This is a genomic window from Paenibacillus sp. MT124, from assembly GCF_058792755.1.
This window is the reverse complement of record NZ_CM179500.1, coordinates 2,303,760-2,322,426: the sequence shown is the minus strand read 5'-3', so window position 1 is coordinate 2,322,426 and position 18,667 is coordinate 2,303,760. Positions and strand designations below refer to the sequence as shown.

At 48.5% G+C, this 18,667-nt stretch carries 15 protein-coding genes; 6 read left to right on the top strand and 9 right to left on the bottom strand.

Annotation, left to right across the window (positions count from 1 at the left end; translation table 11 throughout):
* Positions 1-4: 4 nt before the first annotated feature.
* From AC3RCI_RS10775 to AC3RCI_RS10755, 5 genes are all read right to left on the bottom strand, one after another.
* Positions 5-1,534: a response regulator transcription factor gene (locus AC3RCI_RS10775; RefSeq protein WP_492528941.1), complete on the bottom strand. Its 1,530-nt coding sequence runs from the start codon at positions 1,532-1,534 to the stop codon at positions 5-7.
* Positions 1,535-1,886: 352 nt separating this feature from the next.
* On the bottom strand, positions 1,887-2,777 hold the full coding sequence (locus AC3RCI_RS10770) for an SMP-30/gluconolactonase/LRE family protein (protein WP_492528939.1): 891 nt from the start codon (positions 2,775-2,777) through the stop codon (positions 1,887-1,889).
* Positions 2,778-2,791: 14 nt separating this feature from the next.
* Positions 2,792-3,454 carry an SGNH/GDSL hydrolase family protein gene (locus AC3RCI_RS10765; RefSeq protein WP_153977956.1) on the bottom strand — a complete coding sequence of 221 codons (663 nt, stop codon included), beginning with the start codon at positions 3,452-3,454 and terminating at the stop codon, positions 2,792-2,794.
* Positions 3,455-3,501: 47 nt separating this feature from the next.
* Positions 3,502-4,293 (bottom strand): alpha/beta hydrolase, encoded by a 792-nt coding sequence (locus AC3RCI_RS10760; protein WP_336779597.1) that lies wholly within the window; start codon positions 4,291-4,293, stop codon positions 3,502-3,504.
* A gap of 194 nt (positions 4,294-4,487) precedes the next feature.
* On the bottom strand, positions 4,488-5,324 hold the full coding sequence (locus AC3RCI_RS10755) for an AraC family transcriptional regulator (RefSeq protein ID WP_336779596.1): 837 nt from the start codon (positions 5,322-5,324) through the stop codon (positions 4,488-4,490).
* Positions 5,325-5,473: 149 nt separating this feature from the next.
* Between AC3RCI_RS10755 and AC3RCI_RS10750 the strand changes: the two genes are divergently transcribed.
* From AC3RCI_RS10750 to AC3RCI_RS10740, 3 genes are all read left to right on the top strand, one after another.
* The gene (locus AC3RCI_RS10750) at positions 5,474-7,501 is read left to right on the top strand and encodes a beta-galactosidase (RefSeq protein ID WP_492528937.1); all 2,028 of its coding nucleotides are present in this window, start codon (positions 5,474-5,476) and stop codon (positions 7,499-7,501) included.
* Positions 7,502-7,948: 447 nt separating this feature from the next.
* Positions 7,949-8,920 (top strand): helix-turn-helix transcriptional regulator, encoded by a 972-nt coding sequence (locus tag AC3RCI_RS10745; RefSeq protein WP_336779594.1) that lies wholly within the window; start codon positions 7,949-7,951, stop codon positions 8,918-8,920.
* 16 nt (positions 8,921-8,936) lie between these two features.
* The gene (locus AC3RCI_RS10740; protein WP_336779593.1) at positions 8,937-9,617 is read left to right on the top strand and encodes an AlkZ-related protein; all 681 of its coding nucleotides are present in this window, start codon (positions 8,937-8,939) and stop codon (positions 9,615-9,617) included.
* 178 nt (positions 9,618-9,795) lie between these two features.
* Here AC3RCI_RS10740 and AC3RCI_RS10735 read toward each other — a convergent pair whose 3' ends face one another.
* Positions 9,796-11,310 (bottom strand): UxaA family hydrolase, encoded by a 1,515-nt coding sequence (locus AC3RCI_RS10735; protein ID WP_492528935.1) that lies wholly within the window; start codon positions 11,308-11,310, stop codon positions 9,796-9,798.
* Positions 11,307-12,824: a tagaturonate reductase gene (locus tag AC3RCI_RS10730; protein WP_492528933.1), complete on the bottom strand. Its 1,518-nt coding sequence runs from the start codon at positions 12,822-12,824 to the stop codon at positions 11,307-11,309. Before AC3RCI_RS10730 ends, AC3RCI_RS10735 begins: the two co-directional genes overlap by 4 nt.
* Before the next feature lie 192 nt (positions 12,825-13,016).
* On the opposite strand from AC3RCI_RS10730, the gene AC3RCI_RS10725 reads away from it, so the two are divergent.
* From AC3RCI_RS10725 to AC3RCI_RS10715, 3 genes are all read left to right on the top strand, one after another.
* Positions 13,017-13,886, top strand: a complete 870-nt coding sequence (locus AC3RCI_RS10725; protein WP_127536314.1) for an AraC family transcriptional regulator — start codon at positions 13,017-13,019, stop codon at positions 13,884-13,886.
* Between the two features lie 107 nt (positions 13,887-13,993).
* A complete protein-coding gene (locus tag AC3RCI_RS10720) occupies positions 13,994-15,967 on the top strand; it encodes a GTP-binding protein (RefSeq protein WP_492528931.1) in 1,974 nt (657 codons plus the stop codon).
* A 17-nt stretch (positions 15,968-15,984) separates the two neighbouring features.
* On the top strand, positions 15,985-16,662 hold the full coding sequence (locus AC3RCI_RS10715; RefSeq protein ID WP_492528929.1) for a tetratricopeptide repeat protein: 678 nt from the start codon (positions 15,985-15,987) through the stop codon (positions 16,660-16,662).
* A gap of 135 nt (positions 16,663-16,797) precedes the next feature.
* Here AC3RCI_RS10715 and AC3RCI_RS10710 read toward each other — a convergent pair whose 3' ends face one another.
* Together AC3RCI_RS10710 and AC3RCI_RS10705 are read right to left on the bottom strand one after the other, a co-directional pair.
* Entirely contained in the window at positions 16,798-17,853 is a 1,056-nt protein-coding gene (locus tag AC3RCI_RS10710; protein ID WP_492528927.1) for a phosphotransferase, read from the bottom strand.
* Between the two features lie 145 nt (positions 17,854-17,998).
* Positions 17,999-18,625: a GDSL-type esterase/lipase family protein gene (locus AC3RCI_RS10705; RefSeq protein ID WP_492529870.1), complete on the bottom strand. Its 627-nt coding sequence runs from the start codon at positions 18,623-18,625 to the stop codon at positions 17,999-18,001.
* Positions 18,626-18,667: the final 42 nt, after the last annotated feature.

Sequence of the window (18,667 nt, the reverse complement as noted above, 5' to 3'; positions counted from 1 at the left end):
GACTTTATGCCCAGAATTTCCGACGATATCGGCTTGGTGACAGTCCGGTAAATTTTTTGAACACTTTGCAGAAATAGCTGTGATCCGAATAGCCTACCATGCTGCTGATTTCGGAAATGGTAACATCATCCGATCGCAAGAGTTCTTCTGCCTTCTCAATGCGAATTTTGTTCAGATATTCGTTGAATCCTTCTTTTTTATGTGACGAAAAATAACTGGATAGATACGATGGATTAAAATGAAAATGCTTCGCAACTTCAGCGAGACCGAGCGGCTGATCGAAATGCTCATGCATATATTCAAGCAGCATCTTCATATTCGGGTCACTGCGTTTACCTCCATCACCAGCCGTGCATTCCTGCACTTCCAGCATGAACTGATCAAGCACCTGCATGGCTTCATTCAGACTTGAAGCTCCGTCCACATTTTTGAAATAAGTATACTTGCTCTCTTCCAGTGCCGAAGATTGTACGTCCATATCCGCAAGGGTAATCGTTACGTTGAAAATCAGATTGCCCAAAAAGGATTTGATCTCGAACACATCCGCAATGTAGTCACGTCCCAGGGTAAGGGCATGCTCTTTCAGATACTCCCTGGCTGACTCGGTACGATTCCGCTTCACGTGCTGCAAAAACATATTCACATTAAACTGGTAACCTGCCGTATGCAGTGGTGGAAGTTCGCTGAAGACAAGAATTGAACGGTCCTCATAATAAAAACGATATTCCATGAGTTTAATGAGTTGATTACGGTACACTTCACCCATCTGGTCAAAAGATGTAAAGCTGTCACTTAAGACCCAGCTGGGTCCTTTAATGCCCGCTCCATTTTCAATGGCCATCTCTTTGATCCGCCCGACCATCCAATCCTCTTTGGCAGGGTCTACATTCAGAAGGAATATAGGCATTTCACTCTCCACCGGTACCATGGCACATTCCACATCGGCAAGATAATTCAGCAGCTTGCTTTCGGTATCCTTCTGACCCAAGTGCGAATGCTTTCCGGAAACAAGGAGGCGAAAACAATGATGTGGAAACGTGTCCCTGACCATAGCCATATCTTTTTCATCTTCCAATGCAAAACCGGATAGCATCTTCTCCATGAACTGTCCCAGCTTCCACCCTTCATTTGAGGGCTCATACTGCAGTTCGGGAATTTTTCCGGCCGTTCGCTGAAGTACCTGCAGCAGCTCGTCGGTGTCCAGCTTCGGTTTCAAAATGTAATCTGCAGCTCCATGCTGAAGCGTTGAACGCACATACTCGAATTCACTGAAGCTGCTGAGCACAATGACTTCAATCTGCGGCTGGCTCGCTTTAAGCGTTCGTACAAACGCTTCACCGTCCATGATTGGCATCACAATGTCGGTTATGACGATGTCAGGCTTCAGCAAACGTACCTGTTCCAGGCCTTCTTCGCCATTGGACGCTTCTCCGACAATCTGGAATCCTTCCGATTCCCAATTCATATGATGCTTGATCCCCTGGCGTACCAGAAACTCATCGTCAACAATCAGCACCTTGCACAACCGGTTCATGATCGCGACCCCCTTGTCTAATCTTTCCTCTATGTCTCTACAGGTTATACCTTTTTTATATCGGATATAACGGGTCCCCCGTGTTAGCGGTTACAACAATTTTAAAGTTTTGGTTCTCTCTTTATATCCCATAATCGTTGTTAAATCAATGGAAATTGAAAGCCAGACGTATACCTGAACAAAAATCCACTTATTCATTTTACACTATTTTTCGACAAAAAAAGAAGCCTTGGTTCACCTACAGACCATCGGTGTTCCAGGACTTCTTATCATATCTTACGATCTAATTAAAGTTCAATGATTACTTGAACAAACCAAAACGCTTCATCGTACATTGAATTCCTGCTGTGATTTAATCGGCCTGATGTACACGGCCATACGCATGGGTCTTCTGCCCTTTAACACCGGGCCTAATCACAAAGACAGAACCGGCATCGGGCGTCTCCACCAAACGTTCCTCACTAATGCCTATTCGCGCGGTTGTGATATAGAGATCCTCCAAGTCAGGCCCGCCAAAACAACAGGAGGTTACCTGGTCTGCAGGCACTTCAATCTGCTCCAGTAATTCTCCGTTATTCGGGTTCCACCGTGTCACTCTTGCGCCGCCCCAATGAGCAACCCACAGCATGCCCTCGCTATCCACCGTCATTCCGTCTGGAAAACCAAAGTCCTCCGGTACCGAAATAACACTCGTCCTATTCGTAATTTCACCTGCTGCGAGATCAAAATCAAATCGGTCAATGGAACGTGTAGGGGTATCGATATAGTACATCACTTGATCATCTGGGCTCCAGCCAAGTCCATTGGAGGTAGACACATCTCGGACCATGGTTCGAACCGGTTTGCCTTCCTCGAGACAATACAATGAGCCTGCTTTACTTTCATCATGCAAACTCATAGTACCCGCCCAGAACCGACCAAGGGAATCACACTTCCCATCATTGAATCGATTGGTGGCTTTGTCGCTCTCGGGATCCTCGATTGCCTTCAATTCTCCCGTGCTCAGATGGTAGGTATGGAACCCGCTTCGGAGTGCCACAACAACCTCATCGCCGCGATAGGGAACAACAGCACCCACATGTTCACCTACGTCGTAAGCCTGATCCTGGCCTGTTTGAGGATCATAGACATGTACCTTGTAACTTTCGATATCCACCCATAATAAACGATTGTGTTCTGCATCCCAGCTTGGACCTTCCCCCAGCCGTGCCGGGGTATGTACTGCAATGTTGAGCTTGCTCAAGCAATCACATCCTTTTATGATTTGGCGCCGCCTGACCATTCAAAACCGATGGCATCCAAAAATGCTTTGGACAAAATCATGTGGCCTGTTGCATCTGGATGAACACGGTCATAGGTCAGAACTGACGTATAGAAATGATCCCAGAACGGGACAAAAGCTGCCTGTGTATCCACCAAAATGGCATCAAACTCATTCGCTACCCTACGCACAGCTTCGCCATAGATATCCATCGTCGCGCGCATAGGATCTTCTGGATTGGCCTCCAGGTAATATGGAGTCATCAAGACAAGTCCTTTTAGATTGGGGCGAACAGAAGCCACAAGTTCTCTCAAAGTGGACTCATACTCTTCCAAAAACACATGCGAATCTGCGGAAAGTGGACGGTCGAACTGACGCCATACATCGTTGATGCCAATCATGATCGTCAACCAATCGGGCTTCAGATCAATAACATCACGGTCCCAGCGCTGCTTCAGATCGCGAATGGTATTCCCACTATTACCCACATTCTGAATACGCAGCATCAATTCCGGATAAATGGAACGCAAAAGTGCGTATACCTGTGCAACGTAACCATGTCCGAGTCCTGAACTGCCTTCACCTACAGGATGTTCACGACCACAGTCCGTGATGGAATCGCCGATAAAGAGCAGCTTGTCATTCTTTTGCAATTTCATAGTCGTATCTCCTTCGCCCTATAGCGCATTAAATGAGGGGTAAATGGTTACCATCCTTGATTTTTGAGCCAAGTCAGCAACAGATCCGACCACGCCCGAACAGCATGATCATCTTCAGCAAGGCCCAGACCATGCGATCCTTTTTCAAATACATGCAGATCATAAGGAATACCTTGGGCACCCAATGCAAGGGCATAACGCAAACTGTTCTCGACCGGCACGGCCTCGTCGTCACTTGTATGCCAGATAAATGCTTCAGGTGCGTCGGCTTTAACTTGCTGCTCTGCGCTAAATGCTCTAATCTGTTCAGGCGAGGCATTCGGGCCCAGCAGATTTTCGCGCGAACCAGCATGTCCATACGACTCCATCGTGATAACCGGATAACAGAGAATAACCCGATCCGGACGTGAGCTTTCACGCTCAATCGGATCTTCATGATTCGGCTGTCCCTTATCATACAGGGTACCCAGTGTAGCTGTAAGATGGCCGCCTGCAGAGAAACCGAGTACAGCAATTTTGGAAGGATTGATCCCAAATTCCTGGGCATGGGCGCGTACATATCGGATAGCACGCTGACCGTCGGATAGTGGTGCCGGATGCTGGTGTGGCGCTACGCGGTATTTCAGCACAAATGCACTAATACCAGCGCGGTTGAGCAATTCGGCGATTGGGGCTCCTTCGTGATCTGCGAGAAACCCGTAACCGCCGCCGGGACAGACAATGACAGCGCTCTCGGAACCAGGCTGAATAAAAGGGATAAGATATGGCATTTCTTCTTCATGCCCTTTAGCCGCATGAGGTGCTGCGTGATCCCATAATGGAATGGTTGTTGTTGTCAACTTCTATCATCCTCTCTTAGTAGAACGGATACGATCATCCGCTTTCGTTTTCCAATTGAAGGAATCGATATCATCATACGGCAACTGCCCCCATGCATCAATACCTTCCTGGCATGACTTTTGTTCATAGGCTCATCGCGGGGAAGAAACACGATCAGATATCGTAATCAAGAGCCGTACTCCTCCCTACTTCGCTATAAATATAACGTTCGAAACTGCTCAGGTGTTACACCTTCAATTCGCCGGAATGTCGCTACAAAATGGCTCGCATCGCGAAACCCGACACGCGCAGCCGTCTCCTTCACAGTCAATTTGCTGTTCCCTGTCATCCATTCCTTGGATTTGCGAATCCGCAGAAGAATAAAATAGCTGTAGGCCGTCATGCCAAATGATTGTTTAAACAACGTATTCAAATGCCTTGGTGTAATTCCTGGCACGGCAGCCATCTGTTCCAGGCCAATATCGGGATCTGCATAATGCTGGTCCATGAATGCAATGAGCGGTGCTAGCCGTTCCACGGCATGCGAGATGGATGATCGGCTGCCGGTCTTGCCGTGTTTCTTGAGCAGGATCAAAAAGCGGTACATATCGGCGGAAGCTTCCAGACCGGACAAGTCCTGGTCGCTACTGATGGAATCCAACACCTTCCTGCCGTAGTTCTCCAGCGGGCTTCCAGCATCCCATTGATGAAGTGCCGCCTCTCCAAGTCCAAGTGCCTCGGCAATGGCCGGACACTGGGATCCGCCAAACGTAATATAGAGCGTTTCCCACTCCCCTAATGAAGGTACATATTCATGCGGCTCATTCGGAGGCAGGAGAATTCCGGAGCCTTCACCGAGGACTACAGTTGAACCGGCAAAATGAAACTCCCCAGCTCCCTTCACCGTCTGAAGCCAGTGATAACAAGGATAGCCTGCAGGCCTACGTACATTCTCCTGATTGCCGTTATAACCAATGCTTTCGATATACAGCGGGAGCGGCTCTTCGCGCGGCGTCATGAAATATCTTCGATGGGTTGGTGAGATTAACATGGTGTTCTCCTCTCGATGGTAAGCGTCCAGCCAATACAAAGCTGCTTCTCTCATTTCCATATTCTTATATGAATCATTACTTTTCTTATATTTTAAAAGCTATTTGAATCATATAATATACAATTATTCTTATACAAGAGGTGAACATATTGATTAGCAGCAAATTACCCAAAATGTTCTATGGCGGTGACTACAACCCTGAACAATGGGATCACGAGACCCATCTTGAAGACCTGCGCATGTTTAAACTGGCAGGGATTGATATTGCCACGATTAACGTTTTCTCTTGGGCTCTAATTCAGCCTGATGAGGTAACCTATAGATTTGAAGAATTGGATCAATTAATTAACAGTCTCTATGAAAACGGTGTCTATGTTTGTCTGGCTACCAGCACGGCTGCTCATCCAGCGTGGATGGCCAAAAAATATCCGGATGTACTGCGTGTGGATGCAGATGGACGCAAACGCAAATTTGGCGGACGCCATAATTCCTGTCCAAACAGCCCAACCTATCGCAAATATTCGGAGAAAATTGCCGATAAACTGGCGGAACGCTACAAAGACCATCCGGCTGTTCTGGTATGGCACATTTCCAACGAATACGGTGGAGACTGCTATTGCGACAACTGTGAGAAAGCCTTCCGTGTGTATCTGAAAGAGCGTTACAAGACTCTCGATCAGCTCAATCAAGCATGGAACACCAACTTCTGGGGTCACACCTTCTATGACTGGGACGAAATCGTTCTGCCAAGCAATCTGAGTGAGCACTGGGGTAACAACAACTCGACGTTCCAGGGCATCTCCCTTGATTACTCCCGCTTCAACTCCGACAGCATGCTTGACTGTTACCGTTTGGAATATGATGCGATCAAGAAGCATGTCCCTGATTCCGTCGTAACCACGAACCTGATGGGATTCTTCAAGCAGCTCGATTATTTCAAATGGGCCAAATATATGGATATCATCTCCTGGGACAGCTATCCGGGCCTTGCCACGCCATTCAGCTTCACCGCCATGGCACATGATCTGATGCGCGGGCTGAAAGATGGTCAGCCATTCATGCTTATGGAACAGACACCAAGCCAGCAAAACTGGCAGCCGTACAACTCGCTGAAGCGTCCTGGGGTAATGCGACTGTGGAGCTATCAGACGATTGCACATGGCGCAGACACCATTATGTTCTTCCAGCTTCGCCGCTCCATCGGTGCATGCGAGAAGTATCATGGTGCGGTCATCGAGCACGTCGGACACGAGAATACACGTGTATTCCGCGAAGTTGCCCAGCTTGGCAAGGAGCTGCAATTGCTCGGTGACAAAACACTAGATGCTACGGTGGAATCCAAAGTGGCGATTGTGTTTGACTGGGATAACTGGTGGGCCATCGAGAAATCCAGCGGTCCTACCGTTGCCCTGAATTATGTGGATCAAATTCACAAATATTACGCTGCCTTTTTCCGCCGCAATATCCAAGTGGATATTGTCAGCGTGGATACCGATCTTAGCAAGTATGATATTGTTCTTGCTCCGGTACTTTATATGGTCAAACCCGGATTTGCAGCCAAACTGGAGAAGTTTGTTGAAGCCGGCGGTACGTTCCTGACCACATTCTTCAGCGGCATTGTCAATGAGAGTGACCTCGTCACTACAGGTGGTTATCCAGGTGAACTTCGTAAGCTGCTTGGAATCTGGATCGAAGAGATCGACGCTCTGCTCCCTGAGCAGAAAAACAGTATCGTGCTGAAAGACACGTATGGTGATCTTCAAGGCAAATATGAATGCGGCATGCTGTGTGACCTGCTGCACAGTGAAGGTGCTGAAGTTATCGCCGAGTATGGAGATGATTTCTATCAAGGCATGCCTGTCGTAACCCGCAACACGTTCGGTCAGGGTGAAGCATGGTATGTGGCTTCCGATCCGGAAGAACGCTTCCTGGATGGCCTGCTGGGACAGCTTGCGGCAGCCAAAAACATCCACCCTTTGCTCGAAACACCAGATGGTGTGGAAGTAAGCGCACGTACAAAAGACGGCAAGCAGTACCTCTTCGTCATGAACCACAATGCGACCACTCAGTCGTATGAACTTGGAAATGATAAGGCACAGGACCTCTTAACGGATCGCGAACTTTCGGGTAGTGTGGAGATTGAGGGCCGCGGTGTTCAACTGCTTGAGATGAAGTGAGTTCGAGATGCAGTGATCCTATCTGTGTTGAAAAAGATAAAAAACAGAACGATTGGTAACCACTCGATACAACCTGTTACGAATTAATCTTAACACTCATGCTTTTTCTTAAAAATTACGTAAATCTCAATCGATTAAGCTAGATATAAGCTTCTTTTCATCATACTAGCTGCTACTAACCGTATCCGTATAACCGGATACGGTTTTTTTGCCAATTTCGTGGAGTTTTGGTGAGAAGGAAATATTACTCCATAGGGCGAATTTGGACGAGACACATATTATAAGGGCCCCTGCCGGAAAAGAGCTCCCTCATTCACCATTACTCAGCAAAATTAAAGGCATACATATGATTGGTGACACCCAAGATGTCACTAATTGGCTGCTACAATGGCTTTAGCACTCCGGCAACCTTTCCGGCGGCCTAACTCTCGAAACGGAGTGGCTGACATGAACAAAATAAATCGGCTTGCTGCCATCGTCATGGCATTACAGCACGGACTGGAAACAGCACATTCACTGGCAGACAAGTTTGAAGTGTCCCGTCGTACCATTTTGCGAGATATCCAGTCCCTCTCCGAGATGAACGTGCCGATTATTGCAATTTCCGGCCCTGGAGGTGGCTTTCGGCTTATGGAGGGTTATGTACTGCCTCCACTGCAGCTGGATCCGGTGGAAGCAGCAACGCTCATATTCGCTCTTGAGGGAATTAGCCATTATGCAGATACACCTTTTCAAGAGAAACGCTGGACGGTTATGGATAAAATCAAAGGTATTATTCCGGATGACGTCATGGCTCGAATCGATCCCATGCTCAAACAGTTGAATCACTGTATCCCGGAGCGCAACTATATTCTTCATCATCTGGAACCGCTCCTTGCATGCATTCCTGAACAGGGTTGGTTGCGTATCCTGTATCGTTCGGCTTCACGCCAGCGCTGGATCCATATCCGTCCGATCCGCATTTATGCTTCTGCAGGATTCTGGTACTGTGATGCATATTCGGAGGAACATGGGGAACAGCGTGTGTTTCGAGTAGACCGGATTCTGGAAGCTGAGTCTATTGACTCCTCCAAAACCGAACAGTTAACGATAGATGCCGAACATGAATTGATCCAGCCTCGCACTTTGGCAAAACCTGCCGTTCGTATCAGAGCACGTTTAAGCTACTGCGCCATGGTTGAGGCAGAACAAGACAGGCACATTGGTGAGAAATTGACAGAGATTGCCCCAGATCTCTGGGAGCTTTCTTTCCTCTGTCCAGCAGACCAATGGGAGTGGGCTGTTCGTTTCTTTTATCGTCTGGGCCGTGAAGCCGAAGTCATTGAACCCGAGGAACTCCGCAGCGAGATCAGGCAGCATGCCGAGGACGTGTGCCGACTGTATGTGTGTGCTAACCCTAATTCCTGTACAACTACATAAAAGGAGATGCCTAACCATGATTACCGAGCCGATTGTAACCTATGAGGAAGCTGTCCAGCGTATACAGACTGCGGGATTGCTTCCACTCGCACCGTTATTTCCTGACTTTCCTTCTCTATCTTCGTTAACGCCATCGGAAAATTGGCATACTGATTCTCCTCTCGATCCCTGGCTGTGGCGTTCACGCCTGGCTGAAGAAGGCGCTGCTGCATACGGCAAATTTGTCAAAAAGAAAGCCATCCTCATCTCCCGCGAATGTTTCCCTTGGGTGCACCGGTTGCTATCTGACAGCAGAACCATTCAGGAGCAATATGATGCCGGCCTGCTCTCCCGTGACGCATTCAAGCTCTATGAGCGAATCGAAGATCAGGAAGGCATTGATGGACGGGCATTACGTGCACAGGCTGGTTTCGGCGCCAAGGAAGATAAGAAGGCATTTGACCAAGGGCTACTGGATCTTCAAGGCAGTACAGACGTTGTCATTAGCGGAACCAAGGAAAAGGAAGGTCTTGCAGAAGGCAAGGTGGCCTGGAACAGTTCTTCCTATGAGACGGCAGGTCACTGGATGAGCCGTCAGGGTATCGAACCTTTTAAAGGCAGCATCGCAGAAGCACGTGACCTTTTACTGGACAAGCTCGTTGAACACACGACTGAGGCTGGACTGGTAAAAATCAAAAAGGCGTTTGGCATCGTATAGACCGACGTCTTGCACTTAAGGTACACTCCGCCAATAGAAACAGGGCATTTGAGATTTCGAATATGCATACCTATACACAACGAAAATCCCGGAGGCCACATCACCAATGCCTACCGGGATTTTGAATGAGCTAATGAAGATATGCTATGCCAAGGAATCAAGGAATGGAATGTATATTCTATAGAATTACACCATCTTTGAATATGGCAATTTCCCTGAACCCATGCTGCTCACTAAGTGTCTGAGCACGTCCTGAGGCAATGTCAATCAACTGGCTGAAGAGCTGAACTTTCACGTCATCCATCGTCCGGCCTTCGAGCAGTTGACCTGCGTTGAAGTCGATCCAATGTTTTTTTCGATTCGCCAGATCCGATTGCGTTGCAATCTTGACCGTAGGAACCGGACCTCCGAATGGGGTCCCCCTTCCTGTAGTAAACAGTACAATGTGAGCACCTGCAGCTGACAATGCCGTGACGGACACCAAGTCATTACCAGGCGCCTCTACGATGTTCAAGCCAGGTTTGGTTACACGTTTTCCATAACGAAGCACATCAACGACCGAAGAACGACCGCCTTTTTGAGTACAGCCCAATGATTTCTCTTCAAGTGTCGTTATGCCACCGGCTTTGTTACCAGGGGAAGGATTCTCATATATGTTCTGCCCATGGTTTACAAAGTATTGCTTGAATCCGTTAATCAAATCCACCAAATCACCGAAAACCCGTTCATTTGCAGCCCGATTCATCAAAATGGTCTCTGCCCCGAACATCTCTGGCACTTCGGTCAGAATGGCCGTCCCTCCTGCAGCAACCAGCATATCGGCAACCGAGCCCACTAGCGGATTGGCAGTGATGCCGGATAAACCATCAGAACCGCCACACTTCAATCCGATTTTGAGCTTGCTAAGTGGCAGCGGCTGGCGCTGTTCCAGCTCGGCAATCTCCACCAGCTCTTCCATCAGACGCAAACCCTCTTCAAGCTCATCATCTGCTTCCTGTGCCTTGAGAAAACGAACCTTCCCCTGATATTCAGGTGCGATGCATTCGCGGAACTGGTCGACCTGATTATTTTCACACCCCAATCCAATAACCAATACACCACCTGCATTTGGATGTTCGACGAGGGAAGCCAGCAGCTGCTGGGTATACTTCAGATCATCGCCAAGCTGCGAGCAGCCGAATGGATGAGGGAAATGGTACACGCCGTCCACCCTGCTGCCGAACTGTGATTGCCCCATACGTGCCAGTGCCTCACACACCTTATTGATGCATCCTACCGTATTAACGATCCATATTTCATTACGTATGCCTGCCTCTCCATTAGGGCGCAAATAGCCTTCAAATGTCCGTAAATGTTCCGGGGGCATATCGGCTTGAACGGATGCACCAGGCTGATATTCATATTCCAGCAAGCCATGCAGCCCTGTTTTCAGATTATGGCTATGAATCCAGTTCCCTTGTTCAATCCGTTCCTTGGCAATGCCGATGGAGAAACCATATTTCAGGACATCATCACCTGGTTCGATTCCATGTACAGCGATCTTATGCCCTTTGGGTACATCATCAAGCAGTGTAAATGAAACCCCGTCAGGGAGGTTGACCGTTTCTCCCTTTGTGTAATCACGAAGAGCTATGATCACATCATCCTGCGGCTGTATGGCAATCCAGTCATGCGTTGTACTTGTTGTATTCATTCCGTCTCACCTTCCAGTAAAACGATCTCATCAAGAAGCGCTTCGCGCAGTCCTCTTCGCTCATTCAGATTCTCTCCCCAAATGGTTGAGTCCGACAATACGGCAGCCAGCCTGTCGTTCAACTGCTGCCGGTCCCTTCGGAGTGAATCATAGTTCTCCCAGTGTGCAGTTAGGGCTGCAAGAACATCCGGGTCGTCCCTCAGCACAACGGATTCACCGTTGAAGCGATGGCCGTGGTATCCGTCTAACGTATTCACCGGGCGGTACAATAACAACAGTCCGGCAAACCCACGAACCAGGCGTGTCGGCCAGCTGTTCTGAGTTTGTTCATAAGATAATAAGGTAGGCAGAACACGCACCTTGAATTTGCCAATGGTATTTAACGCAATATCTTGAAGCTTATGATTGATATAGGGATTGAGGAATCGTTCGAATACCTCTTCAGCGTACTGGTCAAGTTGATGATCCGGCATATCCAGCGCAGGCACAATTTCCTGATGCACGGCTTCCCTGATCCATGGTCCAAATTCGGGATCCTCCATCGTTTCCCTCACATACTGCTTGCCTTGAAGAATGCCAAGAGAGGACATCAAGGTATGTGCGCCATTCAAAATACGAACTTTTCTCACCTGATAAGGCTTCAGATCTTTGACCCAGTGAACATTGAGTCCAGCCTGCTTCAGCGGCAATCTCTTGTCCAGTCCCTCATCAGCCTGGATGGCCCAGAAATGATAAGGCTCTGCCGTGTTAATCAGTTGATCCTCATAACCCCAGCGCCCTGCCAAAGTGTCGGCTTCTTCCTGAGCTGGCGCACCCGTCACGATTCGGTCAACCAAATTGTTCAGGAACAGGTTATGGTCTTTAATCCAATTACGGAATGCATCCGAATAGCCGAAGTCCTCACTGTGACGCAATACGCAGCTGCGCAAGACATCACCATTCCCTTCGAGCAGTTCACATGGCAGATGAATCAATCCTCTCGAAGGATCACCATCAAACCGTATATAACGCTGATGGAGAAACACGGTCAGCTTGCCTGGAAATGAAGAAACAGGCTCTCCTTCCACGTAATCCGACTGAATATATTTTAATCCCGACTCCGTCGTATTGGAGATAACAAACTCCAGTGAAGGAAGCTCGGCCAGTTCCAAAAAGGCCTGCCATTCTTCATAAGGATTCATGCACTGGGAAAAGATCGAAATCATCTCGGTGCGCTCCACGGCTTTACCTTGAGAAAGACCTCGGGTAATCATGGTATACAGTCCATCCTGATCCCGGATCTGCTCCAGCTTCGCCTTGCCCCCTGGCCTTGGCTGGGTAACCACCACACTGCCATGGAATTTGCCTTGTCTAGCACTCTCATGAAGCATCCAGTCCACAAATCCCCGCAAAAAGTTACCTTCTCCAATCTGCAGTACCTTAACGGGACGATCCATGATTTCCTTGCACTTTCGCTGTCCGTCGTTTCCCAACAGATTCAGCTTGAGTCTTGGTCGTTTGGTGCTCGCCGACATGCACACTCACCTCATCATTTATTTGTGATCATCCGAATCTGATTTCATCTGTTATATTCATTAATTGAAAACGCTTTAAATTCATTGTATCATCAAAAAAAGGAAATTAAATTGCTTATATTGCGTTAAATATACTCTTTCATGACCAGGCGTGATCTACCGTGTATTAATTAGCTTTAGAAAGGAGTCCTTATGGCACGCTCGCCCGTTCGCACAACTATCCAGTCAGATTCAGGCATTCCCTTTCGACTGGTCTATGCAGATACGAAAGCTCCCCAGAATGAACTGCCGGATCATCTGCATGATTGGCATGAAATCATTTACGTATATCGCGGTCAAGGGACCATTTTTATTGATACGGGTCTTGAAGACATGCAGACAGGGGATTTATTCATCATTCCTGGCAGTACAGTGCACCGGGCTTTGCCGGACGAGATTAATCCTGTAACCTCTTCAGCTCTGTTTTTCAGTCCCGGATTACTGACTGCAGCTGCAGGAGGCAGTGCTTCAGTCCTGCTCTCCCTGTTTGAGCGATGCCGCAGACGCAGGGTTTATAAAAGACACCTGACCCCGGAGGAACAAGCCAAAGTGACTGCGTTTATTGAAGAAATCCATGCCGAATTCCAGATGGAGAATCAGCTAAGCGCCCATGCAGCCCTGCTTCGGCTTCAACTGCTGCTCATATTTCTTGAACGTCTCGAGGACGCTGGTCCTGCCCGCTCTGTTCATTCCAGTTCCGGTCCGAGCTGGCTGTCAGCCACCCTGTCCAATATTGACGATAAACTTCGCAGCGGCCTTTCCTTGTCAGACCTTGCTCTGCAGGCAGCAGTATCCCCTGCCCATTTCAGCCGGGCGTTCAAAAAATATACCGGCATGACGCTAACCGATTATGCCCTAGCCCGCCGGGTGATCATGGCAAAGGAGCATCTGCTTCGGAACGATGACACCATGGCATCTGTAGCGGATGCCTGTGGCTTTGAGAGCCTGCCCCATTTTTATCGGCAATTCAAAAAAATTACGGGCACCACGCCTGCGGCTTACCGCAGAACGATGAATGGTTGATTTGCAAAAGTGTAACATATTCTTCCATACAGCCCTTGTGGTATGATAAAACGGAATAACAATGTCAGAAACGATACGTTTCTTCGGTCAGAGGAGCTTTAGATCCCATGCATAACGAATTCAATCGCCGAAATATCGGTATCTTTGCTCACGTAGATGCAGGCAAAACAACCACAACAGAACATATGTTATATCATGGCGGCATAGTTCGCAGCCCCGGCCGGGTAGACGACGGTACGGCAGCTACGGACTCCCTGGACATTGAGAGAGAACGCGGAATTTCCGTACAGGCAGCCATGACCTCCCTTACATGGAACAATACCGTGATCGACCTCGTCGATACACCGGGACATATCGATTTTAGCTCCGAAGTGGAACGTTCCCTGCGTGTAATGGACGGTGCCATTCTCATTTTGTCAGCTGTGGAAGGGATTCAGTCCCAGAGTGAGACCATCTGGCACGCCTTGAGATCCCTTCGCATCCCCACCATTATTTATATCAATAAAATGGACCGGATTGGCGCCTCTGCAGCAGCCATTATGGAACAGGTTCACTCCACATTCTCTCCATTTGCATGCCCGGTACAATCCTGCGTAATGGATGAGGATTCATTCATCGGTGTTCATTCCTTATGGCATGATCAGGCGAATCAGCAAACGATTCCTGGACTCCTTGAGATGATTGCAGAACTGGATGAAGAGATCATGGAATCTTACATTAATGAAGTCTCTCTGCCATCAGAGCAGATCGATTCAACATTCCGCAAGCTGGTGCATCAAGGCGAGATATTTCCGGTTTGTTTTGGTGCGTCGGGGAAAGGGATTGGGGTATCCGAACTGCTTGATGCGGTTACCCGGTTCCTCCCACCACCTGCAATCACAGAGGATTCTGCAGTATCGGGGGTCGTATTCAAAATTGAACGGAACAAAACGATGGGACGAACAGCTTACGTTCGCATGTACGGAGGCAGCATTCACAACCGGGACACGATCTATAACACAACCAGGGGACTGGAAGAAAAAGTGACTCAAATCCGCCAGATGGATGGTCGCAAATGGTCAGATACCGGAGCAGTACACAGCGGACAGATCGCCGCTCTTTACGGTCTAAGCGAGACGCATGTAGGTGACATTATAGGAAATCCAGACGCCGTTCCTCCCATGCCCCAAATGGCAGTGCCTTTGCTGACAGTACAGGTACACGGCCAGGATCCGGCCCGTTACCCCGACCTTGTTGCTGCATTGCAGGAGTTAACCGATGAGGACCCGCTGCTTGACCTGCAATGGCTTCCAGAAGATCGGGAACTGCACCTCAAAGTCATGGGAACCATTCAGCTAGAGATCCTGTCGAGCTTGTTAAGCAGTCGTTTTGGACTGGGAGTTGTTTTCGACCCGCCTTCTGTCATTTACAAAGAAACGCTAAACGCTCCAGGTGAAGGGTTCATCGCCTATACGATGCCTAAACCCTGTTGGGCCATTCTTCGCTTCCACATGGAGCCGCTGCCACGCGGAAGCGGTCTGATCTATGAATCCACCGTTCGAACAGACCAACTGCTGCTGCGGTATCAAAATGAAGTGCAGCGACGTGTACCAGAGGCTCTGTCTCAGGGCATGTTCGGTTGGGAAGTCACCGATCTGAAGGTCACGCTTGTCGAAGGAGAGCATCATGTCTGGCATACGCATCCGCTGGACTTTGTCGTTGCTACGCCGATGGGAATCATGGATGGCCTGGCTCGTACAGGTACTAAGCTGCTGGAGCCGCTTCTGCAATTTCGCTTGACGGTACCGGAAGAATACGGAGGCAAGGCTCTAAGCGATCTTGTGCATATGCGAGCAACGTTTGAAGCACCTGTTATTGGCGGCGGGAGATGCATTGTGGAAGGGCAGATTCCGCTAGCCTCTTCCATGGATTATCCGGTGAAGCTCCGCTCTGAGACCGGGGGACGGGGTGTACTTGTCACCTCTTTTGCCGGATATCAGGATTGCCCTCCGGATGTGAGGCCGTTGCGCAAACGCAGAGGCGTAAATCCGCTGGATCAATCCAAATATATTTTAAGCGTTCGTAATGCGATAACATCATAAACGGAGTTGAACTTGTTGTGCTGATTAAATTTTTGATATTCGGCCTTCTATGGCGGATTGTTGGCAATCCGTTTTTGGCTGTTCTGATTCTTCTCATTATTCTGTATTTCCTGGATCGTCGCTATGTCGGCGTGTTCCCCAGTTTTATGAAACCGATCAAACGCATGCGTACAATCTCACGGCTGCGTCAGCAGATTGCGATGAGTCCCAATGAAGTCTCTTCCAAGCTTGACCTGGCCAGACTTCTGATGGAACGCAAACGTTATAACGAAGCTTATGAATTGCTTCTTGAGCTTGAACGTCCCTATGAGCAATCTGCTGAATACTGGGAGGCATTGGGAACGACAGAACTTCACCTTGGTCACATGGAATCAGGTGAGCGGCATATCCTGCGGGCTCTCGACATCAATCCTAGAGTTAAGTACGGTCAGCCTTATCTAACCTTAGCCAATGCCTTTAAGGAGTCAGATCGAGACAAGGCATTGACATACGTACAACAATTCCAGGATATCCACTCATCCTCGAGTGAAGCTTACTATTTGCTAGGTTCCGTTTACCGTTCGCTGGAACGGACTGCAGATGCCAAGCAAGCCTATGAGCAATCCCTGAACGTCTACCGCTCCCTGCCAAAATACAAGAAGCGTCAGGAACGCCGCTGGGCTGTCCGCAGTTGGTTCCGCAAGCGCGGATTGTAGGGAACCCGTCATGTCGACAAGTGTTCGGTATACGCTAAGGTAGAGTCGAATGCCTTAATAAAAAACGCTGATTCTGTTTCAAAACAGAATCGGCGTTCTTTTGTTTCTAATGGTTAAACAAAGGCAGCTGCCTGTTCACGTTAATAATTTGCGTAACCGCTCCTCATTACGATTCATCCAGAGGATCCGCTCTTGCAGCTTAATGATCTGGTTAACTGCAACATCGGGTTCATCCGTTCCTTCGAACATGCGACTGATAAAATGCATAACCACATCGAGACTGCGCAGCAGAATAAGCTGCGGAATAGCCAGCAGTTCATCCGGCTCCAGAATCACCTGTTTCCGAAATCCCCGGATCAGTCCTTCGAGCGCCTCCCACATCCATTCATCACTCTTGTCCATAGTTAGCAGGTCCGACATGGGAACAGCCAGCTCCATGACCCGCAAATCCCATGTGGCAAACTCAAAATCCAGAATGGAACAGATTCGGCCATCGTCGTCTGACAAGACGTTGGATGCGTTAACATCTCCGTGAACCAGTTGATGAGACAGATGTTCCATCCCGTTTAGAGCCTCGAACAACGCTGGAAGCACAGGCAGCAGATCCTTCATTTCTTCTGCGCAGGCCTGGAGCCCGCTAGGTGGTGACGTACAAAGCTGTATCAATTTCTCTGGCGGACAGAGTGGATATGCCTGTTGAATTTGATAATAAGGAGGGTATACAGGCTCAAGAGATATTTTCAGCCCGGCCAGAGCCACAGATAGCAAACCTGCCGCACTTCCCAGTTCAACTAGCTGATCTGGTGTATTCCACACCGGGTTCTTGCCTGTACTATACGTAAAGAGGGCTGCGATTTTGTTCTGTCCATTATTCGGATCGCAAAAGGAATGGAACGTATATCCATCACCCTTTTTGGCTTTGACCGGAACTGGTACTCTCAGTTCGAAGTCTGTCTCTCTGAGTGCTGATAACACGTGGTGCTCAAACGCAATTTTTACAAGATCCGTATGTGTTTCGTACACTCTGAGAACATAACGCTCGCCATCTAGTTTAACCATAAACGTTGTATTGTTCATCCCGCCGTATCCGCGTTCCGCTTCCCAGCAGGATTGAGGTGAAAATACGGCTAACACTTCCTGTATCAGCTGCCGTTCCTGATCCTCATGAGGACGTAAATGAATGTTGTGCACCGATTAATACTCCTTCAACTGTAATATCTATATGGATCTACAAGATAAAATCTCTTATTCTCCCCATCTTAACGTAAGCCCATATTCGGGTCCAGTCTGAATCAGGTATAACCTACAGCCATATCGTAATCTCCTATTGAGATCTTCAGTCAAAAGGTCTATACCCCATACGATTAAGTTGGTCCGCAATAACACGATACCCTCTTGCATTGGGATGAACACGATCCCAGAATAATAATTCCCGTTCATGCCCTTCAAACCGGTCGTACACCTGAGCACAGGCGTAGTTCCCCGACCCTGCACCATTCAGAAAGGAATTATACTGACGAACCCAATACGCTGCCTCTGCGGCTTGAGGATACGGGTTGTACAATCCAATCGTTCGGACGTAATAGACACTGTTACCTTTTAACTGACGAATATGTCTCATGATCTGTGACACGTTACTGCGAGTATCGCCCAGCACCTGTGTCATTTTACTTGCGCTTGGCATACCTCCGCTCGCCTTAAATGTGCGAATGAGATCATTCCCGCCAATGGATATTGTAATGATGTCCGCTTCGCGCAGAGACTGTCTTACCCTCGTGTTGGAGGATACCATCTGCATCAGTTCACCTGAGGTTAATCCGTTGACCCCCATATTATCCATCGAGACAAATGTGCGAACATTCATTTCTGCCATCCTGCGGTACAAAGGAACAAAGCCGGTGCCCAGCAGCGCGCCTGTGCCTACCGTTAACGAGTCTCCAATGGCCGCATATCGATATACCATCACCGTCGCCCCTCTCTGCTAACTTATGACTGACTGCTATAT